18 protein-coding genes are annotated in these 21,134 nt (G+C 63.5%); 9 read left to right on the plus strand and 9 right to left on the minus strand.

Going from position 1 to position 21,134, the window contains the following annotated elements; genetic code table 11:
• Positions 1–107 precede the first annotated feature (107 nt).
• The 4 genes from VFG26_RS06400 to VFG26_RS06415 are packed head-to-tail and all read left to right on the plus strand — an operon-like array spanning position 108 to position 3,762.
• Positions 108–728, plus strand: coding sequence for a LemA family protein (locus VFG26_RS06400; RefSeq protein WP_325023405.1), 621 nt, complete (start codon positions 108–110; stop codon positions 726–728).
• 37 nt (positions 729–765) lie between these two features.
• On the plus strand, positions 766–1,602 hold the full coding sequence (locus VFG26_RS06405; protein ID WP_325023407.1) for a TPM domain-containing protein: 837 nt from the start codon (positions 766–768) through the stop codon (positions 1,600–1,602).
• Positions 1,603–1,625: 23 nt separating this feature from the next.
• Positions 1,626–2,261 (plus strand): TPM domain-containing protein, encoded by a 636-nt coding sequence (locus tag VFG26_RS06410; protein ID WP_325023409.1) that lies wholly within the window; start codon positions 1,626–1,628, stop codon positions 2,259–2,261.
• Positions 2,262–2,307: 46 nt separating this feature from the next.
• Positions 2,308–3,762 (plus strand): MFS transporter, encoded by a 1,455-nt coding sequence (locus VFG26_RS06415; RefSeq protein WP_325023410.1) that lies wholly within the window; start codon positions 2,308–2,310, stop codon positions 3,760–3,762.
• Here the strand turns inward: VFG26_RS06415 and purH are convergent.
• The 4 genes from purH to htpX all read right to left on the minus strand — a co-directional run bounded on the left by purH (position 3,759) and on the right by htpX (position 9,637).
• Positions 3,759–5,342 carry a bifunctional phosphoribosylaminoimidazolecarboxamide formyltransferase/IMP cyclohydrolase gene (purH, locus tag VFG26_RS06420; RefSeq protein WP_325023411.1) on the minus strand — a complete coding sequence of 528 codons (1,584 nt, stop codon included), beginning with the start codon at positions 5,340–5,342 and terminating at the stop codon, positions 3,759–3,761. The genes VFG26_RS06415 and purH overlap by 4 nt on opposite strands.
• A 105-nt stretch (positions 5,343–5,447) precedes the next feature.
• Positions 5,448–7,166: a heparinase II/III family protein gene (locus VFG26_RS06425; protein WP_325023412.1), complete on the minus strand. Its 1,719-nt coding sequence runs from the start codon at positions 7,164–7,166 to the stop codon at positions 5,448–5,450.
• Between the two features lie 97 nt (positions 7,167–7,263).
• Entirely contained in the window at positions 7,264–8,682 is a 1,419-nt protein-coding gene (locus VFG26_RS06430) for an RsmB/NOP family class I SAM-dependent RNA methyltransferase (protein WP_325023414.1), read from the minus strand.
• Between the two features lies 1 nt (position 8,683).
• Entirely contained in the window at positions 8,684–9,637 is a 954-nt protein-coding gene (htpX, locus tag VFG26_RS06435) for a zinc metalloprotease HtpX (RefSeq protein ID WP_325023494.1), read from the minus strand.
• A 138-nt stretch (positions 9,638–9,775) separates the two neighbouring features.
• On the opposite strand from htpX, the gene VFG26_RS06440 reads away from it, so the two are divergent.
• Positions 9,776–10,006, plus strand: coding sequence for a DUF1674 domain-containing protein (locus tag VFG26_RS06440; RefSeq protein ID WP_325023416.1), 231 nt, complete (start codon positions 9,776–9,778; stop codon positions 10,004–10,006).
• A gap of 36 nt (positions 10,007–10,042) precedes the next feature.
• Here VFG26_RS06440 and acs read toward each other — a convergent pair whose 3' ends face one another.
• From acs to tsaD, 5 genes are all read right to left on the minus strand, one after another.
• The gene (gene acs / locus VFG26_RS06445; protein ID WP_325023418.1) at positions 10,043–11,986 is read right to left on the minus strand and encodes an acetate--CoA ligase; all 1,944 of its coding nucleotides are present in this window, start codon (positions 11,984–11,986) and stop codon (positions 10,043–10,045) included.
• 150 nt (positions 11,987–12,136) lie between these two features.
• Entirely contained in the window at positions 12,137–12,805 is a 669-nt protein-coding gene (locus VFG26_RS06450) for a class I SAM-dependent methyltransferase (protein ID WP_325023420.1), read from the minus strand.
• Entirely contained in the window at positions 12,802–13,242 is a 441-nt protein-coding gene (locus VFG26_RS06455) for an EVE domain-containing protein (RefSeq protein ID WP_325023422.1), read from the minus strand. The genes VFG26_RS06450 and VFG26_RS06455 overlap by 4 nt, the downstream gene beginning before the upstream one ends.
• 342 nt (positions 13,243–13,584) lie before the next feature.
• Positions 13,585–14,580: an NAD(P)H-dependent glycerol-3-phosphate dehydrogenase gene (locus VFG26_RS06460; RefSeq protein ID WP_325023424.1), complete on the minus strand. Its 996-nt coding sequence runs from the start codon at positions 14,578–14,580 to the stop codon at positions 13,585–13,587.
• 58 nt (positions 14,581–14,638) lie between these two features.
• A complete protein-coding gene (gene tsaD, locus VFG26_RS06465; protein ID WP_325023496.1) occupies positions 14,639–15,709 on the minus strand; it encodes a tRNA (adenosine(37)-N6)-threonylcarbamoyltransferase complex transferase subunit TsaD in 1,071 nt (356 codons plus the stop codon).
• Positions 15,710–15,869: 160 nt separating this feature from the next.
• Between tsaD and hemC the strand changes: the two genes are divergently transcribed.
• The 4 genes from hemC (at position 15,870) to VFG26_RS06485 (ending at position 21,129) form a co-directional block, all read left to right on the plus strand.
• Complete coding sequence (hemC, locus tag VFG26_RS06470; RefSeq protein ID WP_325023426.1) at positions 15,870–16,802, plus strand: hydroxymethylbilane synthase; 933 nt, start codon at positions 15,870–15,872, stop codon at positions 16,800–16,802.
• Positions 16,802–17,527 carry a uroporphyrinogen-III synthase gene (locus tag VFG26_RS06475; protein ID WP_325023428.1) on the plus strand — a complete coding sequence of 242 codons (726 nt, stop codon included), beginning with the start codon at positions 16,802–16,804 and terminating at the stop codon, positions 17,525–17,527. The genes hemC and VFG26_RS06475 overlap by 1 nt, the downstream gene beginning before the upstream one ends.
• A 132-nt stretch (positions 17,528–17,659) precedes the next feature.
• The gene (locus VFG26_RS06480) at positions 17,660–19,411 is read left to right on the plus strand and encodes a hypothetical protein (RefSeq protein ID WP_325023431.1); all 1,752 of its coding nucleotides are present in this window, start codon (positions 17,660–17,662) and stop codon (positions 19,409–19,411) included.
• 20 nt (positions 19,412–19,431) lie between these two features.
• The gene (locus tag VFG26_RS06485) at positions 19,432–21,129 is read left to right on the plus strand and encodes a heme biosynthesis protein HemY (protein WP_325023433.1); all 1,698 of its coding nucleotides are present in this window, start codon (positions 19,432–19,434) and stop codon (positions 21,127–21,129) included.
• The last annotated feature ends 5 nt before the right edge of the window (positions 21,130–21,134 follow it).

The raw sequence follows: 21,134 nt of genomic DNA on the forward strand, positions 1-21,134 counted from the left end.
ACACATGCGCGGTTCAGGCTCGGCGCCCTAACATGCGGCTTGCAAAATCCGTCCCACAACGTCCATTAGCGTCAGTCTGATCGGTTCAACGATAGGGTCCACATATCATGGTCGCAGTCCGTAGAACTTTGCTCGGTCGTCCTCTCGCGTTTCTGGCGATCATACTCAGCGGCCTTTCGTTGGCGGGATGCGGGGTCAACACCATTCCGACCGCAGAGCAGCAGGCGAAGGCTGCCTGGAGCGAGGTGCAGAACCAATACAAGCGCCGCTCCGATCTCATTCCCAATCTCGTCGCCTCAGTGAAGGGCTTTGCGGATCAGGAGAAGAGCGTTCTGATCGATGTTACGAAAGCGCGCGAGCAGACGACGAATATCCAGCTGCCGCCGGACATCCTGACGAACCCGGAGGCCATGAAGAAGTTTCAGGATGCGCAGGCGAACCTCAGCGGCGCTCTCGGCCGGCTGATGGCCGTCGTCGAACGCTATCCCGATATCAAGTCGGGCCAGAACTTCCTGGCGCTGCAGAGCGAGCTTGCCGGAACCGAGAACCGTATCGCGATTGCGCGCCGCGACTACATCGAGGCGGTGAGACGATACAACACCGAGATCTCGACCTTCCCAGGCAGGCTCTGGAAGATCGCGCTCTATCCGAACGCGAAGGAAATGGCGACATTCGACATCTCGCCGGAAGAGCAGAAGGTGCCGAAGGTCGATTTCAGCAAACCCTAGCGCGACGCCGTCCGCAAACTTGCCAGGAGCTCGTGCGATGGCTGGCGCTCAGTCCGCCACTCGGTTTTTGACGCTGCGCAACCAGCGCCGCTCGGCCGTGCGCGCTGTGCTCGTGCTTCTCATGGCGATCCTCCCAGCATTGTTCGCGCCGGCCTTCGCCCAACCCGTCTATCCCGAACTCACGGGGCGGGTGACGGATGAAGCCGGATTGCTGACGCCGCAGGACAAGGCGGAGATCGAGCAGGCGCTCGCAGATCTCGAGCAAACGTCCACCGATCAGCTCGCGGTCGTCACCGTCAAATCCTTGCAGGGTTATCCGATCGAGGACTACGGCGTCGGCCTCGGGCGCAAATGGGGCATCGGTCAGAAGGGCAAGGACAACGGGGTCCTTCTCATCGTCGCACCCAACGATCGGAAGGTTCGCATCGAGGTCGGGCGGCGGCTCGAGCCTTTCATGACCGATACGATGTCGGCCTTGATCATTCAGAACGCCATTCTTCCGAAGTTCCGCAGAGGTGACTTCGCCGATGGAATAAAAGACGGCATTCGCGACATCAAAGCGGTTTTGCTTGGCGATGCCGATGAAGTGAAGCAGCGTGCCGCGGGTGCGCGAGCGCCGGAAGACGATGCAGAGGCAATGCTTCATCTCCTCATTTTTCTGGCCATCGTCGCCTTCATCATCTGGGTGAATTACCGGCAGGCTCAGGCTGTGCAGCAGGGCATTCCCGGTGCCCGGCGGCGGGGTGGCATTATCGTCATCCCGGGCGGCTCAGGCGGCTGGGGCGGCGGCTGGTCCGGTGGTGGCGGAGGAGGTGGCGGCTGGTCCGGCGGCGGAGGAGACTTCGGCGGCGGCGGCGCTTCGGGTGGCTGGTGAGCAATGAGCGAGTGGATGCGAAAATGCGGTTGCGCACGATGAATTCAATCAGCGCCCGAGATGCAGAACGCATTTCAACGGCCATTGCCGAGGCGGAACGCAATACGTCGGGAGAGATCGTTGCCGTTCTCGCCGATCAGAGCAGCCGGTATCAGCATATTCCGTTCATGTGGGCGGCGCTGCTGGCGCTCATTGTTCCCTGGCCCCTGATCCATTTCACGTGGATGCCGGTGCAGCAGATCTTTCTCTTTCAGCTGCTCGCCTTTTTCGCCCTCCTCGCGATCGCCTGGCATCCAAGCGTTCGCGTATCGCTCGTGCCGAAAGGGATTTTGAATGCGAACACGCGGCGGCGCGCGAGCGAGCAGTTCCTGGCGCGCAACCTGCACACGACTGAGGGGCGGACCGGCGTCCTCATCTTCGTGTCGCTCGCCGAGAAGCGCGTGGAGATCATCGCCGATCATGGGATCGATGCGCTGGTGCCGAAGGGGACGTGGCAGAAGATCGTGGATCAGCTGACGGCAGACATAGGGGCAGGACGCGCGGTCGAAGGGTTCGAGCGCGCGATCCAACAAATTGGCGTGTTGCTCGCGGCGCACTTCCCGCCGGGGCGTGGCGATCCCAATGAGCTTCCCGATCACTTGATCGTCTTGAGAAGCTGATACGCTGCTTGCGTTCACGATCCGCGGATCACTAGAGGGAAAAAACATGGCGACGTTCGATATCGGCGGCAGCGGTGAGCACATTCCTGCCGCCGCCGGGGGCCAGGTTCGCGCGCCGCTTCGGGCCCGCGTCTCGTGGATGCTCTATGATTGGGCGACGCAGCCGCACTACACGCTCGTGCAGACGTTTCTGTTTGGGCCGTACTTTGCGAACGCCATCGTGCAGAATTCGGTTTGCGGGTCGTGGATTGCCGAGGGCAGCGCGCCGGCGGCCTGCGGTCAGGCGCTGTGGGGATACGGCGCGGCGGTTGCGGGATTGCTGATCGCCATACTCAGTCCGCTGCTCGGCGCGGCTGCCGATGGGCGCGGGCGGCGCAAGCCTTGGATGGCTCTGCTGTCGTTGGTCTTTCTCGCCGGGCTCAGCGTGCTGTGGCTCGGCGTCCCGGATGCCAATCTCACGACGATCCTGATCATGCTTGCAGGGTTCGTCGTCGCGACGCTCGCGGCTGAACTGATGAGCGTGTTTGCCAATGCTATCATGACGGGCTTGGTGCCGCGCAGCGAGCTTGGCCGGTTGTCCGGCACGGGCTGGGCGGTCGGATATTTCGGCGGGCTCGTCAGCTTGGCTATCGTCGCAGGTTTGCTGGTGCCGGTTCCCGGGAGCGCGAACACGCTGCTCGGGCTCGAGCCGCTGTTGACGCTGGATGGTCTCTCGCGTGAGAGCGACCGCATCACCGGGCCGTTCGCGGCGATATGGTTCGCGATTTTCATCATCCCGTTTTTTCTGTTCGTGCCGGACCGGCGCAGTGCGCTGGGCGCACAACCGAAGCGAAGTGCGATGGCGGAGCTGTGGGACACGATCAAGTCGCTGCCCGCGAACCCGAGCCTTCTCATCTTTCTCGTTGCGCGCATGATTTACACGGATGGACTGACCGCGATCTTCGCGTTTGGCGGCATCTACGGTGCGTCTGTCTTCGGCTGGGGGGCGCTGGAACTTGGGATTTTCGGCATCATCCTAACGTTGGTCGGAGCGTTCGGCGCGCTCATCGGCGGCTGGCTCGATGACCATGCCGGGCCGAAGGCGGTGATCATCGCCTCGCTTTTCGCGCTGATCATCGGCGCGATCGGCATTCTGTCGATCGATAAGAACCACATCCTCTTCACGGTCGAGGTAGCGGAGAAGGCTGCCGGATCGGCGCCGTTCTCTTCGCCCGGTGAGCACGCGTTCCTCGTCTTCGCGATCATCGTCGGCATCGTTGCGGCGCCCGTGCAAGCGGCGAGCCGGTCGCTGCTCGCGCGCATCGCGCCGCCCGAGAAGATCACGCAATTCTTCGGGCTCTTCGCGTTCTCTGGAAAGGTCACGGCGTTTCTCGCGCCGCTGCTCGTTGCCTGGGTCACGCTGGCGACGGGAAGCCAGCGCATCGGCATGGCTGCCGTGCTGGCGTTCCTTGTGGCAGGCATCGCAATGATGCCGTTCGTCAGGATGCGTGAGACGCGCTAGTGCCGGAAGTGGCGAACGCCGGTGAAGACCATCGCGAGCCCACGTTCGTCGGCGGCCTTTATGACTTCGTCGTCGCGCATCGAGCCGCCCGGCTGAATGACGGCCGTGACGCCCGCCTCGGCGGCGGTGATCAAACCATCGGCGAACGGGAAGAACGCGTCGGAAGCGACGACCGAGCCCACGGTCAGCGGTTCGCTCAAGCCTTCGGCCTTGGCGGCTTCCGCGGCTTTCCAAGCGGCGATGCGTGCAGAATCGACGCGGCTCATCTGACCGGCGCCGACGCCGACCGTTGCGCCATTCTTGGCGTAGACGATGGCGTTCGACTTCACGTGCTTGGCAACTTTGAAGGCGAACCGCAGGTCGCGTAGTTCGGCATCCGTAGGCGCCCGCTTCGTCACGACTTTCAGTTCCAGGTCGTCAGCGTTGGTTGAATCGCGCGACTGCACGAGGAGACCACCGGCGACGGATTTGAAATTGAGGCCTGCCGCGCGCACGTCGGCGAGGCCGCTCGTTAAAAGCAGGCGAAGATTTTTCTTGGCTGCGAAAATGGCCTTGGCTTCATCGGAGGCGCCCGGCGCGATGACGACTTCGGTGAAGATTTTCGTGATCTCGCGCGCGGCATCGGCGTCGATCGGCTGATTGAGCGCGATGATGCCGCCGAATGCGCTCGTTGAATCGCAGGAGAGCGCCTTGCGGTAAGCGTCGGCAAGCGAGGATCCGGTGGCGACGCCGCAGGGATTGGCGTGCTTGATGATGGCGACGGCAGGCGCCTTGGCGTCGAATTCCGAGACGAGTTCGAAGGCGGCGTCGGTGTCGTTGATGTTGTTGTAGGAGAGTTCCTTGCCCTGCAGCTGTTCTGCCGTGGCGACGCCGACGCGGCCCTCAGCGGAGAGATAGAGGGCTGCCGACTGATGGGCGTTCTCGCCATAGCGCAGCGCCTGGCCGAGCTTGCCGCCGAAGGCGCGGAATTCGGGTAGCTCGGTGCCGATCTCGCGCGCGAACCAGTTGCTGATCGCGGCGTCGTAAGCTGCCGTGCGTGCGAAAGCCTTGGCCGCGAGTGCCTTGCGCAGCGCGAGTGTCGTCGCGCCGTTGTTGGCTGCGATTTCTTCCAGCACGCGATCGTAATCGGACGGTTCGATGATGACCGTGACGCTGTCGTGGTTCTTCGCGGCGCCGCGGATCATCGCCGGGCCGCCGACGTCGATGTTCTCGACGCAGTCGTCGTAGGGCGCGTTCTTCGCGATCGTGGCTTCGAACGGGTAGAGGTTCACGACGAGGAGATCGATCGGCAGAATGGCGTGTTCGCGCGCGGCTTCGTCGTGGGTGGCATTGCCGCGAATGGCGAGAAGGCCGCCGTGCACTTTGGGATGGAGGGTCTTGACGCGGCCGTCCATCATTTCGGGGAAGTCCGTCAACTCGGACACGTCCTTGACCGCCAGGCCTGCCGACTTCAGCGCGGCTGCCGTGCCGCCCGTCGAAACGAGTTCGATGCCGCGATTGCTCAGTGCGGTGGCGAAGGAAACGAGCCCGGTTTTGTCGGAAACCGACAGAAGGGCCCGGCGTATCTGTTGATCGGCCATGTGCATCCCAGTGTGTTCGAAAGTGGCGGTTAGCACGGCCCGTTTGGCGTGGCTATCCCGCGCGAAGATCTGCCGCGCGAATGCGCCGCATGGGCCGTTGGCCGGTCAGGTTTGGTGGCCCTCCGCGCGTTCCGCGTGGACAGACCAGCGGACCTCCGTTTGGCCGAAGGTCGTGCCGCGTAGCACGATTTGCAGACTTGGCCGCGGTCCGGCGCTGTCCACGAAAAACAGGCTTTCTTCGATCGACAATTGAGCCGTGTCGTCGGCAGCCGTGAACAGCCACGTTTCGCCGTCGCGCAGCGTGATGCGGCATGCCCCATGACCGGCCGCCCTGCAGCCGCAGTCGGGATGAAGGTGGAAGTGGATGGCGTAGGGCAGGTCCTGCTTCAGGCGCAGCGTGCCTTTCGGCGGCTCGAGGGTGTCGGCGCCTTCCAAGCGATCGCCATCAGCGGAGAGCGAGAGGCGGCGCGAGTGGATCAGCCCGTAGCGTTTGACGTAACCGTCGTGACTCGCCGTCAAAACAGCTTCTTGTGCGCCGTTGTTGAATTCGAAGGCGACGATGTCCGGGCCGCGGATCGGCAGGCCGTCTACCATGGTTTCCAGCTGCTCGTGCCGGATGAGCCGCGAGGATGATGTCTCAGCGAGGCAGAGCGTGTTGTGACTAGCAGTGGCGCGTGCGACCGAATCCCAGCCGTGATCGGCGGGCCCCGGGAAGCCGCCATTGGCGAAGATCAAATGATGGCGCGCCGTCATCTCGAAGGAGAGGGCGCCGGCTTCCGCTTGCGTCGAAAGTTCAAGCGGCGGCGGTGAGCCGACATCGGTGACGATGATCGTATTGCCGCGTTCGAGCCGCGCGTAGCCCGAAGCGTGCGCAACCGGCATGCGATCGAGTTCGCCGCTCGAATAGGCAAGAACAGTGGCGAGCGCTGCCGGCGATCCGACGCTGACGCCGTTGAAGCGCGCGAGCATGCCGTCGCCCAGCCGCATGAAGCGCAAAAACTTCAGAGAATTCTTGATTGCAGAATTGATTTCTGCGGGTGGCGGCAGCGCGCGCGAGTTGAAGCACTGGCCGAGCGGCAAGAGGTCGAGAATGAGATCGGAGAGGACGCTGGCACTGCGGCTGACGTGCCCGCCATCTTCGAGGATCTGGCGCTTCAGCTCGGCGACGAGTGCGGTTTCGGCTTCTTTCAGTTGCCGGTCGTGTCCGGACACGGCAAGTCCGGTGAGGACGAGCGCGATGAGACAGACCATGCGCGGTACGCCGTCAGGCGCATTCCTCCACGTTGTTCTGAGCGCCACGATCTGCTGGCCGATGCTCGACATGATCTGCGTGTAAGAGCGCACGTCGAGATCTTCGAGCAGCATGTTGGCTTGCGAGATCCACGAGATCAGCCGGCGGGCGATCACCTCAGGCTCGTAGGCGACGCCCTGCGACATGCGCCGCAAGGCGATCCATTCGAGCACGAGTTCGCGCGCGGCAGTGAAGGCTTCTTCTTCTTCCGTCGCCGCCAAATGCCGGAGCCAGCCAAAGCCGTGAAGCTCGCGCTCCCAGGCGAGGCTTGGGGGCGTGATGCGAAAGACGGATGCGCCTTTCAATTCCGCGATCTCGGACGCGAGGCCGAAGTGGCCGTGGGCGATTTCGGTCCAAAAGCTCGGATCGGCGGCCCGCAGCTCCTGCGGCACGATGAGAATCTGGTCGGCGCCGTGACCCGCGTAGCGCCAGCGCAGAAGTGGCGATGAGAGTGTGAACGTGACGGCGCGGCGGCGGAGGCGCTCAACCGAAAGGGAGCGGATTTTCAGCCGTTCCGTGACATTGAGGCTCAAGGGGAATTGCTCCTGCGTCGCCGCAAAAATGCGTCAGATCGAAGATTGGAGTATCCCCGGACCGGCGCCAAAACAAGGCGCGGGCCCGCACAGGCTGTTAGCGAGCGGCCGACTTCACCAGGGTTGCGGCGTAAAAGCCATCAAGACCGCGCAGGCCTTCCGGCAAATCCGCAAAGTGCGAGGGCAGGGTCCGCAGATCGCCGTCGCGGGTTCGCCAAGCGAGCGGGATCGTGACATCGTCCAGCATGATTGGCTGGCGGCTGAAATCCGCATGGCGCGCGAGGAAAGCATCGACCTGCCGTTCACCTTCCTCGGGCTCGAGCGAACAGGTGCAATAAACGAGCGTTCCGCCGGGCTTCAAAAGGTCCGCCGCGCGGTCGAGCAGCTTCAATTGCAGAGCGGCGAGTGCGGCAACGTCTTCGGGACGCTTCAGGTACAAGATATCGGGATGACGGCGGATCGTGCCCGTCGATGTGCACGGGCTATCGAGAAGGATGGCGTCAAACTTCTGCTCGGACGTGAACGTCAGCGCGTCGGAGACGACGGTGTTCGCCGACAGTCCAAGGCGCGTGAGATTGTCATTCAAGCGCGACAGCCGTCCGGCCGATTTGTCGACAGCGGTGACATTGGCGCCAGCGGCTGCGAGTTGGGCTGTCTTGCCGCCAGGCGCGGCGCAGAGATCGAGGACGTCGAGCCCAGCGACGTCGCCCATCAACCGCACGGGAAGCGCGGCGGCGGCGTCTTGCACCCACCATGCGCCGGCGCTGTAGCCCGGCAGTTCTTCGACGCGGCCCGCTTGGGCGCAGCGAAGCGAGCCTGTCGGCAGTACGACGGCGCCGATGCGTTCGGCCCACAATTCGGGATCGGCTTTGACGGTCAGATCGAGGGCGGGCTCGACCAGCGATGCGCGCGCGATTTGGCGGGCCTCGGAAGGGCCGTAGGCGTCGCTCCAACGCGCGAGCAGCCAGTCTGGGAAGGTCAGCGCAACGTTATCGAGATCAGCGAGGCGCCCCTGACCGCTCTCGCTCAAGCGCCGCAGAACGGCGTTGACCAGATTTGCGAAGCGCTTGCCGTTGGTGTCGGCGTGGCATTGGTCGACAGCCAAAGAGATGGCTGCGTGCGGCGGCGTTTGCAGGAGAAGCAGCTGGGCTGCGGCCGCGAGCAGAATTTCGTTCAGGCGGCCGATCGTTTCGGGCAGCGGTTTGGCGATGTAGCTGCTCAGCACAGCCTGCAGCGCGCCGCGATTGCGTAGCGCCGTCGTGGCGATCAGGCGGGCGAAAGCGCGGTCACGCGGCTCCAGATCGCGGGCTGCCGAAGCATTGGCAAAAGCGTCATCGAACGGCCGGCGCTCGATCAGCACGGAAAAGAGCGCGGAGACTGCGGCGTCGCGCGTTTTCAGGCCGTCGCCGGCGGGCGAAGGTTTGCGGGCGGTTGCGGGCTTTTTCTTGGGGTCGCGTTTGAAACGCGCTCCAGCTGCTGCGGAGCGCGGGCTTGTTCTTCTCGTATCGTTTGGCACATCAGCCCCAGGGGTTCGGTGGTTTGGTGTAGTTCTGTCCACCGATCCAGACTTCGCCGGAGCTGCTCGGGCGGCCGCCGGTATCGATGCCGGTCGCGCCCATTTCGCGCGCCAGCGCTTCGAGCGCGGCGATGCGATTTACGACATTCGGATGGGTTGAGAAAAGATTATCGACGCCGTGGCCGTTCAGCGGATTGATGATGAACATGTGCGCTGCGGCCGGGACCGCTTCGGCTTCTTCGTTCGGAATTTGGCGTGCCGCGCCATCGATCCGGCGCAGAGCGGAGGCGAGCCAAAGCGGCCGGCCACAGATCATCGCGCCGAGACGGTCGGCTTGATACTCGCGCGAGCGGCTGATCGCCATCTGCACGAGACCGGCGGCCATCGGCGCAATGATGATGGCGGCGAGCGTGCCGATCGCGCCAAGCGCGCCGCGATCGTTACCGCGGCCGCCGCCGAACAGCATGCCGAACTGCATGTATTGGGCGACCATCGAGACGGCTCCGCCGATCGTCGCGGCGACGGCCATCGTCAGCGTGTCGCGATTTTTGATGTGCGCAAGCTCGTGCGCGATGACGCCTGCGATCTCTTCACGGTTGAGCGCTTCAAGCAAGCCCGTCGAAGCGCATACCGCCGCGTGCGACGGGCTGCGGCCCGTTGCGAAGGCGTTCGGCTGCGGGCTATTCATGATGTAGACGCGCGGCATCGGCAGATCGGCGTTGCGCGCCAGGTCGCGCACGATGCCATAGAGTTCGGGCGCGGTCGCTTCACTGACTTCGTGAGCGTTGAACATGCGCAAAACGATGGAATCGGATTTCCATAGGCTCACCGCGTTCATCACCATGGCAATGACGAACGCAATGACGAGACCTGATTGGCCGCCGATGGCCGCACCCAGTGCGACGAAGATCGCCGTCAGCAATGCCAACAGCATCGCGGTCTTGGCATAGTTCATAGGCATTTGAGCATACTCGCCAGTGGGGTCCTAAGCTGGTCTACAACCTTACAGGCGCTATATATGGTGTCGAAAGAACACCATAAAGGCGATCCGCCGAAAAAGGCAGCGGAACCCGTCGGAAAGGACTTTAACGACATGTCAGCCGAGGAACGGAGGGGCGAAAGCGGGTCAGGTGAGCCGGAGGCGGGGGGGCCCGCCCCACGCGTGCTGACGCCTGAGGCTCGCCGCGCATTGGCGGAAGCGGAAGAGCGGCGGCAGAAGCAGGCTGCCGAGCCCAAGCCGCCGCGCGAGGTTGGTGGCCGGAACGGACCCGATCCCACGCGCTTCGGCGACTGGGAGAAGGGCGGCATCACGTCCGATTTCTGATGCCGCCGCTGGACTTCGTATTGGGCGTGAGCGGCGCTAGACGCGCTTGTTCTGGCGGTTGCTGATCAGATCATCGACGACGGCGGGATCGGACAGCGTGGAGGTATCACCCAAGCTTCCGAAATCATCCTCCGCGATCTTTCTCAAAATGCGCCGCATGATTTTACCGGAGCGCGTCTTGGGCAGGCCGGGCGAAAACTGGATGAGATCGGGCGAAGCGATCGGTCCGATTTCGGCGCGGACGTGGGCGACGAGTTCGCGTCTCAGGGTATCGTCGCCGCTCTCGCCAACGTTAAGCGTCACGTAGCAATAGATGCCCTGGCCCTTGATGTCGTGCGGGTAGCCGACGACGGCCGCCTCTGCAACTTTGGGATGGGAGACGAGCGCGCTTTCGACTTCGGCCGTGCCCATGCGGTGGCCGGAGACGTTGATGACGTCGTCCACGCGTCCGGTGATCCAGTAATAGCCGTCGGCGTCGCGGCGGCAGCCGTCGCCCGTGAAGTACGTTCCCGGATAAGCCGAGAAGTACGTTTGCACGAAGCGATCGTGATCGCCGTAGATGGTGCGCGATTGCCCCGGCCAGCTGTCGAGCAGAACGAGGTTGCCCTGCGCCTCGCCTTCGAGGATCTGGCCTTTCTCGTCAACGAGAGCCGGTTGCACGCCGAAGAAGGGCTTCGTCGCGGAGCCCGGCTTCAAATCCGTGGCGCCGGGAAGCGGCGTGATGAGGATGCCGCCGGTTTCCGTCTGCCACCACGTGTCGACGATGGGGCAGCGGTCGTCGCCGACGACGTGATGATACCATTCCCAGGCTTCGGGATTGATCGGCTCGCCGACGGAACCCAGAAGACGCAAGGACGAGCGGTCCGTCGATTTGACGAGCGCATCGCCCGCACCCATCAACGCGCGGATGGCTGTCGGGGCGGTGTAGAAGATGGTGACCTTCCACTTATCGACCACGTTCCAGAATCGGGCTGCGGTGGGATAGGTCGGCACACCTTCGAACATCAGGGTCGTCGCACCGTTCGCGAGCGGTCCGTAGACGATGTAGGTGTGGCCCGTGACCCAGCCGACGTCCGCTGTGCACCAATAGACATCGTCTTCGTGGTAGTCGAAAATGTATTGGTGGGTCATCGATGCGTAGACGAGGTATCCGCCCGTCGTGTGCATGACGCCCTTGGGCTTTCCGGTCGACCCCGACGTGTAGAGAATGAAGAGCGGATCTTCTGCGCCCATCTCCACCGGTGCGCATTCGGCGGGAACGGTCTCCATCTCTTCGTGCAGCCAGAAATCGCGGCCGTTCGTCCACGGCACGGCATTGCCTGAGCGCCGGACGACGAGCATCTTTTCATCGCCCTTGCACTTTGCGAGTGCGGCGTCGGCGTTCTTCTTCAGAGGCACGGTCTTGCCGGAGCGGAACGCTTCATCGGCCGTGATGATGAGTTTTGAATCCGCGTCTTCGATGCGGTTCTGGAGACTATCGGGGGAGAAGCCGCCGAAGACGATCGAATGCACGGCGCCGATGCGCGTGCAGGCGAGCATCGCGTAGGCGGCTTCTGGAATCATCGGCAGATAGATCGTAACGCGGTCGCCTTTCTTGACGCCGTGCTTCTTCAAGACATTGGCGAAGCGCTGCACGCGTTCGTGAAGATGGCGATAGGTGATCTGTTCGCTCTCGCTCGGATCGTCGCCTTCCCAGATGATCGCGACTTTGTCACCGCGCTCTTTCAGATGGCGATCGATGCAGTTGGCGGAGACGTTAAGCGTGCCGTCCTCGTACCACCGAATGTCGACGTTGGTCGGCGCGAAGCTCGTGTTCTTTGCGCGCGTATAGGGCTTGATCCAGTCGATGCGCTTGCCTGCGTCCGACCAGAAACCCTCCGGGTCGGCAACGGATCGCTCATACATCTCGTCATAGGACTGTGCGTCGATATAAGCCCGCTCCGCCCACTGCGGGGGGACGGCGTACACTTTGTCCGACATTTGAAAGCGCTCCTCCGATTGGCCGTCTGGGACGCGGCCATTTTCCCCTATTATGCTGCGGCGCGCGCCGGTCCACAACATGATCGGCGGCTGACGTATCGTCATGCCGCGCCGGTTTGTTTGCGGTTCAATATCGCACCGCGGAAGGCCCTAGGCGCCCCAGACGGTGGTCCGCTTGATGTCGTAATCCTCAAGCTCGCGGGTCACGGGCACCTGATATTCTGCCAACGGTGTAAACCGGTCCTGCGGGAAGTAGCTGCGGCGGGGATCGCCGATGAAGATGGAGCAGCCCCGTTCCTTGGCGCGGCCGATATATCGGGTGACGCGTTCGGCCAGTTCGCGTTCGTAGAAGAGGTCGCCGACGATGATGACGCTATCGGCCGGAGGTTCAGTGCTCAGCAAATCGGCAGCGGTCGTCTCGATGGCAACGCCGTTCGCCTTGGCATTGATGGCGCAGGCGGCGACGGCCAGACCGTCGATATCGACCGCCAGGACGTGGGCTGCGCCGGTCTTGGCGGCGGCTATGGCGGATAATCCCGAGCCCGCGCCGATGTCGAGCACGTTCCGGCCGCGGCAGATTTCCGGGTTGTCGAGGAGGTAGCGGCTGACGGCCTGGCCGCCCGCCCAGGCGAAAGCCCAGAAGGGTGGGGGCACGTTAAGCTCGCCCAACTCTTCTTCCGTCTTTTGCCAGATCGGCAGCGATTCTTCGGCGAGGCGCAACGTAATTTCCGCCACCAAGGGCGGCGCGATAGGCTTCGTATTTTCGAGGATGAACCGTTCGGCGCTTGCAGGATCAGCCGGATCGAGCCGGGCGGTCATTGGTCCTTGAGCTTCTTGAGATCGACCCCGCCCATTTTGCAGATTTCCTTCCATTCGTCGGCCGACACGGGTTGGACGGACAGACGGGAATTGTTGACGAGCACCATGCCCGAAAGCTTGGGGTTCGATTTGACCTCTTCGAGGCCGACGGGCTTGGGAACGGGCGTGACGGCTGCGACGTCCACGCATTCCCACTTGCCTGTTTCGTCTTTCGCCTCGGGGTGGGCCGGCGCGATGATGCGCAGAATCCCGACGACCTCTTTGCCCTCGTTCGAGTGATAGAAGAAACCGAGGTCGCCGACTTTCATCGCCCGCATGTTGTTGCGCGCCTGATAGTTGCGAACGCCGTCCCACGCCTCGCCCTTTTTGCCGCGGGAGACGAGATCGCTCCACGAGAAGACGTCGGGTTCGGATTTCAGGAGCCAGAAGGCGGTCATGCTCAGCCTTTATGTAAGGGGCTCGGTGCTAGCGCGAAACTGCACGGTGCTCAAGGCGGCGGGGTGCCAAAACAAAAGCCCCATGCTTGCAAGAAGCATGGGGCTTTAGACGCGACACGAAACTTTTGCGGTCGGAGAGGCTCAAGGCCGCGACCTGTTTGATGGTTATCTCATCAAGGCCTTGATATTCGGTAAAGGCGTTGTGCTCACGTGCGGCGGAAGGGTCCGTCGCGAATACTGCTGTTCGCCCGGAAAAGCGCGAATTGCTGGCGCTTTCGCAAATGGCTCCAACGTTTCGGCTGAAACGTCGCAGCAGAAAATTCTCAGAAAGGTGGAGCGCTCTCAGTCTTCGGCTTTGAGCGGCCGCTGCATCAAGGATGCGATTGCTTCATCGACATGGAGGCGGCCTTGGATGATGCCGTGCACGGCTTCGGCAATCGGCATCTCAACACCTTTCTCTCGCGCGAGCCGGACGAGCGCGGCGCAGGTGTGTACGCCTTCGGCAACGGTGACGCGGCCACCCATAAATTCGGCAAGGGTGCGACCTTCGCCGAGCGCGCGTCCGAGCGACATGTTGCGCGACTGCGGGCTGCCGCACGTCAGGATGAGATCACCGAGGCCGGAGAGGCCGAGCAGTGTTTCGGGTCGCGCGCCCATGGCTTCGCCGAAGCGGCGGAGTTCGGCAAAGCCGCGTGTGACGATGGCCGCGTGGGCGCTAGCTCCGAGGCCGCGGCCTTCGACGATGCCGGCGGCGATGGCCAGCACGTTCTTCACTGCGCCGCCGAGTTCGGCGCCCAGCAAATCGCTCGACCAATAAAGACGCATTTGGCGGGAGGAGAGTGCGGAGGCAAGCGTGCGGCCGGCTGTTTCGCTGCGGCAGGCGAGCGTCAGCGCAGATGGCAGACCGCGTGCGACGTCGGCGGCGAAGCTTGGCCCGGACAGAACGGCGCGCAGCGCGTGGGGTGCTGCTTCTTCGAGGACCTCGCCCATGAAGCGGCCCGTTGCGTCCTCGATACCTTTCGCACAAATGATGACTGGCGTGTTCGCCGCCAGCTGCTTGGCAATCCGGGCCATGACGCTGCGCAAGTGCTGCGCCGGAACGACGGCGAGGATGGCATCCGAACCCGCCGTCGCCAAAAGATCGGATGTGGCGCAGATCGCGGGATTAAGGTCGACGCCAGGTAGAAACGTCCGGTTGACGTGCCGCATGTTGATGTCGTCGACGACTTCGGTCTCGCGTGCCCACAGCGTGACCTTCATCTGGTTGTGCGCCAACGACTGCGCGAGCGCTGTTCCCCACGCGCCGCCGCCGACAATGCTCACCGAATTGATTTGCAAACCTGCCCCCGCATTCGAACAAGACTTAAGTCTAGCACGGCATTCTAACGGGCGCTCTTCAGGCTTTCACGCCCGCGCCCGTGGCTTTGGCGGCGCTGGGATCGAGCGGCCAGCGCGGTTTGACGGGCGCCGCCAAGTCATCGACGAGTCCTTGTGCCAAGCGCTCGGCTCCGGCCCAGGCAATCATGGCGCCGTTGTCGGTGCAGAGCGCAAGCGGCGGTGCATGGAAGGTGAAGCCCGACTTCGCTGAAAGGTCCACGAGCATGGATCGGAGGGCCTTGTTGGCGGCCACGCCTCCAGCGGCGACGAAATTGCGGGGCGCATCCTCGGCCAAGAGCGGAAGCACGGTGGAGATCGCCAATCGCACCCGGTCGGCTACGCTGTCGCAAACGGCCGCCTGGAACGAGGCGCAGAGGTCGGCGACGTCCTGTTCGGAGAGCGGCGAGATCTTTGCGGCGGCGTGGCGGACGGCCGTCTTGAGGCCAGCGAATGAGAAATGCGGGTCTGCCCGTCCCAGCATCGGCCGGGGCAGGTTGAAGCGGCGCGGATCGCCTTTCAGGGCGGCCTTCTCGACGGCTGGTCCTCCGGGCATCGGCAGGCCCAGCAACTTTGCCGTTTTGTCGAAAGCTTCGCCGAGCGCATCGTCAATAGTGGTGGCGAGCCGCCGGTAGCGGCCGACGCCTTCGACCCACAGCAGCTGGGTATGGCCGCCCGAGACGAGAAGCATCAGGTACGGCGGCCGGATGCCGTCGGTCAGCCCGGCCGTCAAGGCGTGGGCCTCGAGATGATTGATGGCGAGGAAGGGTTTGCCGGTGGCGAGCGCCAAAGCTTTGCCGCTCGTTGCGCCGACGATCAGGCCACCGATAAGGCCCGGTCCGGCGGAGGCCGCAACGGCGGAGAGATGGCCGAGACCAATGCCAGCCTCGTCGAGCGCCTTCTGAATGAGAAGATCGAGGCTTTCGGTATGGGCGCGGGCAGCGATTTCCGGCACGACGCCGCCATAGAGCGCGTGGCTTTCGAATTGCGAAAGGACGACGTTGGATAAAATGCGGCCTGAGCCTGCGGGATCGCGCGCCACCACGGCCGCGGCGGTCTCGTCGCAGCTCGTCTCTATGCCCAGAACGAGCATGGGAGGGGACCCGGATTCGGTAAGCTCAGCCATATGTTCAGGAACTTGCCCGAGCGAGGTTGGAATTCGCCCGGCTTTGGAGCATTAGTATCGCCCGAAATCACGGCACTCTCACCGGACCACGGACACGAGCGCCCGCCTACCATCCGGAGAGACCTTTTTGCAAGCGACGCGCATACGTATCGGCACTCGGGGTTCGCCTTTGGCTCTGGCCCAGGCGCATGAAGTCAGGGCGCGCCTCATGGCCGCGCATGACCTGCCCGAGAGCGCCATCGAGATCACGGTCATCAAGACGACGGGCGACCGGGTGCTCGACCGGCCGCTGTCGGAAGCCGGCGGCAAGGGGCTCTTTACCAAAGAAATCGAAGAGGCCCTGCTTTCTAATGAGGTCGATCTCGGCGTCCATTCGATGAAGGACATGCAGACGGTTCTGCCGGAAGGGCTCATCATCGGCGCAGTGCTGCCGCGCGAGGATCCGCGCGATGCGTTCATTTCGCTGCAACATGCAGACTTCAGCTCGCTTCCGCTCAATGCCGTCGTCGGCACGTCATCGCTGCGGCGGAAGGCGCAGGCCCTGCATACCCGGCCCGATCTTCGGGTCGTGGAATTTCGCGGCAATGTGCAGACGCGGCTGCGCAAGCTCGCCGAGGGCGTCGCCGAAGCAACCTTTCTCGCGGTCGCTGGTTTGAAGCGGCTTGGGATGGAGGATCGCATTACCGCGCCGGTGGCAACCGAACACATGCTGCCTGCTGTCGCGCAGGGCGTGATCGCGCTCGAAGTTCGCGAGGGAGACGAGGCGACGGCAGCGCTCATTGCGCCCTTGAACGATCCCCAGACAGCGCTTGCGGCTTCGGCCGAGCGCGCGTTTCTTGCGCGCATGGAAGGCTCGTGCCGCACGCCGATTGCCGGTCACGCGGTAATCAATTCGGGCGAGATGTTCTTTCGCGGGCAGATCCTGTCGGTCGATGGGAAGATGAGTTACGAGGTCTCGCGGATGGGCTCGCCTAATGATGCCGTCGATCTCGGCCTTGACGCCGCGGATGAAATCTTGAGCAAAGCAGATCCTGCCATTCTTGTTCGAACGAACGTCTGATGCATGTGATCGTAACGCGGCCGCAAGGCGATGCGGAGCCGTTCAAGTCCCGGCTTGAAGAGATGGGCTTGCGTGTGACGCTCTCACCGCTCATCGAGATTGTGCCTGAGAAGATTGCGCCGGACGATCTTCGCGGTGCAACTGCGCTCATCGTGACGAGCCGCAATGCGGTGTCGGGCGCGTTGCGGTCAGTGAACGATCTGCCGTTCTTTGCGGTCGGGCCCGGAACCGGTGCGGCGGCGCGTGAGATTGGATTCACGAACGTCGTCGAGGGACCGGGAACGGGGGCGGAGCTCGCGCCCATTCTCGAGTCGCGGCGGGCCGAACTCGGTGCGCATCCTGTTTATCTCAGAGGGGACGTCGTTGCCTTCGATGTCGAAGGCGCGCTCGCCAGCGCGGGCATTCCCGTCAGAGCCGTGAACGCCTACCGGTCGGTGGCCGCTCAAACTCTAAACCCCGAGGTCATCAAAGCGCTTCAAAGCGGCAGCATCGATGCCGTCACTCTGATGTCGCCGCGCACGGGCGAGACCTGGGCACGCCTCGTTGCGGATCTCTCTCCGCCGGTACAACTTTCGCGCGTCGCCCATCTCTGTCTTTCCGAGCGCGTCGCTGAGGCCTTGGGGCAACCGGAAAAAAGCTATAACGTTCAGATAGCTTCTCGTCCTAATCTTGAGGAAATGATTGCTCTCGTAAAACGTCTCGCGGCAAATTCTAAAGCGGAGTAAGTAAGGCGCGTATCGGCCGGTTAGATGCCCCGGCTTCAGAGCTCTCTCAACAGATGACAATTTGGCTGAATGCCCGGCGACCAGCCGGGTTCAGATGGCATACGCGAGTTTCGTGTGGAGGCTAAAGCTTCGATGGCAGACGACAAATCGGGTGCGGGATCAAACGCCGGTAAACGGCCCTACGCGACGCTCGAACTCAAGGCGACCGAAATCCAGACGAGCCCGCCCAAGGGTTCGGCATCGGGGACGGGGCCGAAGTCGCTTGGCGCTGATGTGCCTCTTCCCGCTGCGGCGCGATCCTATGCCGTGAAGCCAGCCGCAGAGCCGGCCAAGGCCAACACTGATCGCGAAACCGCTGCGGGCCCTGACACGTCGACGCCGAAATTCCTGAGAAGCGATAGCACGAGATCGGCGTCGTCGGCCTCCGCCTCAGCAGCGGCCTCCGCACCGCCGGCCGGCAACAGCGATGCCGACGAGGATGACGATGACGACATCGTTGTCACGAAACGCGGCGGCGTCTTCAGCCATCTTGCAGCGGGTGTTGCGGGGGGCGTTCTCGCGCTTGCCGCTTATCAATGGGCATTGCCGCAGCTGGGGCTCAGTCCAACAGGCAATGAAGTTGCCGCTCTTTCACAGCGGCTTGCCGCGGTCGAGACGAAGCAGAGCGCTCCCGTCCCGGGCCCGGATTTGAGCGGCATAGAAGTTCGCATTTCGGATCTCGAAGCCGCAACCAAGAAAATTCCGGCAATCACCGAAAGCCAAAGTCAGCTTGTGGCAGAGACGAAGGCAGCCCTCGCGTCGGCGGCCTCTGACTCGGGATCGACGCAGCTCATCGAGCGCATCGCCAAGCTCGAAGACCGGTTCAAGGCGCTAGCCGATGCCGGCGTCAACGATCCCAATGCGAACCGCATCGAGCAGCTTGCGGCTTTGACCGGCAAGGTCTCCGATCTCGAAACCAGTCTTGCGACGCAACTCACTGCTTTGCGCGTCAGCGTGGCGAAGGATGTCGAGGGGCGCGTGCAGGCGGCAACGGAAGCGAGTGAAGCGGCGCGCGCAGGGACGCAACGCATCGACAAGGATGTCGCCGGTCTGAAGACGGACAGCGTTCGCATCGAAACGACTGTCACGGCCGTGAAAACTGCGACCGATCACGTTGCGGCTGACCTTAAGGTCACTCAGGACGAAGTGCAGAGCCTCAAGGCTGCATTGGAGGCGGTGAAGACCGCTGCTGCCAAACCGGCGGACATCACCGCCGCTGTGCAGCCTTTGTGGGAGCGCGCGGCAGCTCTGGAGAAGAGCGTACAGGATGTCGTGCAAGCGGATGCGGAGCGAAAGGCGAGTGCCGGACGCGTGGTGCTCGCTCTCGAATTGCAGAATTTGCGCCGCGCGCTCGATGGCGGGCATAGCTTCTCGAGCCAGCTTGCAGACGTGAAGAAAGTTGCTGGAAATTCGATTGATCTGTCGGCTCTGGAGAAGTTGAAGGACACGGGTGTGCCCTCCGCCGCAGAAATCACTAAGGATTTCAGGACGGCTGCCAATAACGCCATCGACGCCGAATCCGAACCTGATAACGCGACGGTCGTCGACCGGCTTTGGGCTGGAGCAAAGTCGGTCGTCCGGGTTCGCCGCACCGATCTCGGCCCTGACGACAAGAGTACCGAGGCGGTCGTGGGGCGCATGCAGGTTGCGTTGAACGAAGGACGCCTCGAGGACGTTCTCGAAGCGGCGAAGGAGCTGCCGCCGAAGTCTCAGGATGCGATGCGACCCTTCCTCGATAAGGTCGCGGCGCGCGTCAGTGTCGACAAGGCGTTGGCGAGCCTCGAATCCCAACTCAAGACATCGATCGCGAGCGGTGCTCAGCCGGCGGCGACGCCGTCGCCGTAATCATTCAAAGGGTTTGCATCATGGTGCGCCTCGTCGTCTATCTGCTCACGATCGCCCTTATCGCTGCCGGCCTCGCGTGGCTGGCGGACCGGCCGGGAACCCTGCAGATCGCCTGGCAGGGCTACGATATCGAAACCTCGGTCTTCCGCGCGGTCGTCATTCTGGCGGCGGCGGTGGCGACGCTGGTATTTCTGTGGTCGGTGTTCCGGGCGCTGTGGAACAGTCCGGCGGCACTCGGCGACCGCTTGCTCCGGCAGCGGCAGAAGAAAGGGCTCGATGCTCTTTCCAGCGGCTTGATTGCGATCGGCGCCGGCGACAGCGCGCTCGCCTCGCGTTATGCGCTGCAGGCGCGGAAGACGCTGCCACACGAGCCATTGACGCATCTGCTCCGCGCACAGTCGGCCGAGCTCGCGGGTGATCGTGCCGCTGCGCGCCGCATCTATGAAGCCATGCTCGCCTCACCCGAGACCGAACAGCTCGGTCTGCGCGGTCTCTTTCTCGAAGCGCAGCGCGAGGGCGCGGGCGAAGCTGCCCGGCAATTCGCGGCGCGTGCGCTCAAAGCCAATCCGAAGCTCGAATGGTCGTCTACCGCGCTCTTTGAAGAGCTGTGCAAGCAGAAGGATTGGTCAGGCGCCCTGAAGACGCTCGATCATGCCAAACGCAGCGGTCACATCGCGAGGGCTGCTGCCGATCGCAAGCGGGCTGTTCTGCTGACCGCGAAGGCCATCGAGATCGAGGACGACGCGCCCGACAAGGCGCTCGCGTGGTCGCTCGAAGCGCATGGGCTGGCACCGGATCTCGTTCCGGCCGCGGTCGTCGCTGGGCGCATCCTCGCTTCGCGCGGCAATACGGCGAAGGCTGCGAAGGTTCTGCAGAAAACGTGGACGAAGTCACCCCATCCCGATCTTGCATTGACGTACGCCCATGCGCGCGTCGGCGACAGCACGCGCGATCGCGTTGATCGCGTGCGGCAGCTGGCGGCGCTCAACCCGCATTCGATCGAAAGTCCCATTGCTGTTGCTTCAACGGCTGTCGAGGCGCGGATGTATGAGGAAGCGCGGCGCGCGCTCGAGCCGCTTCTTGATGGCCGCCTGACGCAACGCGTCGCCATGCTGATGGCGCGCATCGAGGCTGGCGAGAATGGTGAGAAGGGCCGGGTGCGCGAGTGGCTCGCCCGGGCGATGAACGCGGCTCGCGATCCGGTCTGGATGGCGGACGGCGTCATTTCCGATCACTGGGAGCCGACATCGCCGGTCGATGGCCGCCTGGACGCGTTCCAGTGGCGTGTGCCGGTGGAAACCACGGACGGCAAGGGCAGCGAGATTCTTGCCAGCAAGATCGAGGAGCTGATCGCGATCGCACCGATTCCGGGGGCAGCTGGTGCTGCGCCGGCCGAGCCCGCGAAGGCGTCCGACCCGGGCGTGGCCCGACCCAAACGCGCGCAGGCCGACGTCGTGGATGCGGAACCCGTGACAGTCACCGCGAAGCCCAACGGCCCGGCCTCGGGGACGACGGTCAATGGTGCTGCCGCTCCTCTTCCCGTGGCCGACGACGCAGCTACCGTCATCAAGCGGCCCGCCGCTGAGAAGGCGCCCGCTGCGAAGACTGAGACGACAGTCTTCGTCACACCGCGGGCACCGGATGATCCGGGCACCGATCCCGCCGAGCCGGAGCTTGAACAGCCCGTCGCGCGGCGGAATTTCCGGACGATCAGCTAGCCTGA

This window comes from Hyphomicrobium sp. (assembly GCF_035687085.1).
GTDB lineage: Bacteria > Pseudomonadota > Alphaproteobacteria > Rhizobiales > Hyphomicrobiaceae > Hyphomicrobium_B.

Bases quoted from the DNA above. Each gene is read 5' to 3' on its own strand.
- VFG26_RS06400 (WP_325023405.1), top strand. From the start codon at position 108: ATGGTCGCAGTCCGTAGAACTTTGCTCGGTCGTCCTCTCGCGTTTCTG.
- VFG26_RS06405 (WP_325023407.1), top strand. From the start codon at position 766: ATGGCTGGCGCTCAGTCCGCCACTCGGTTTTTGACGCTGCGCAACCAG.
- VFG26_RS06410 (WP_325023409.1), top strand. From the start codon at position 1,626: ATGCGGTTGCGCACGATGAATTCAATCAGCGCCCGAGATGCAGAACGC.
- VFG26_RS06415 (WP_325023410.1), top strand. From the start codon at position 2,308: ATGGCGACGTTCGATATCGGCGGCAGCGGTGAGCACATTCCTGCCGCC.
- purH (WP_325023411.1), bottom strand. From the start codon at position 5,342: ATGGCCGATCAACAGATACGCCGGGCCCTTCTGTCGGTTTCCGACAAA.
- htpX (WP_325023494.1), bottom strand. From the start codon at position 9,637: ATGAACTATGCCAAGACCGCGATGCTGTTGGCATTGCTGACGGCGATC.
- VFG26_RS06440 (WP_325023416.1), top strand. From the start codon at position 9,776: ATGTCAGCCGAGGAACGGAGGGGCGAAAGCGGGTCAGGTGAGCCGGAG.
- acs (WP_325023418.1), bottom strand. From the start codon at position 11,986: ATGTCGGACAAAGTGTACGCCGTCCCCCCGCAGTGGGCGGAGCGGGCT.
- VFG26_RS06450 (WP_325023420.1), bottom strand. From the start codon at position 12,805: ATGACCGCCCGGCTCGATCCGGCTGATCCTGCAAGCGCCGAACGGTTC.
- VFG26_RS06455 (WP_325023422.1), bottom strand. From the start codon at position 13,242: ATGACCGCCTTCTGGCTCCTGAAATCCGAACCCGACGTCTTCTCGTGG.
- tsaD (WP_325023496.1), bottom strand. From the start codon at position 15,709: ATGCTCGTTCTGGGCATAGAGACGAGCTGCGACGAGACCGCCGCGGCC.
- VFG26_RS06475 (WP_325023428.1), top strand. From the start codon at position 16,802: ATGCATGTGATCGTAACGCGGCCGCAAGGCGATGCGGAGCCGTTCAAG.
- VFG26_RS06480 (WP_325023431.1), top strand. From the start codon at position 17,660: ATGGCAGACGACAAATCGGGTGCGGGATCAAACGCCGGTAAACGGCCC.
- VFG26_RS06485 (WP_325023433.1), top strand. From the start codon at position 19,432: ATGGTGCGCCTCGTCGTCTATCTGCTCACGATCGCCCTTATCGCTGCC.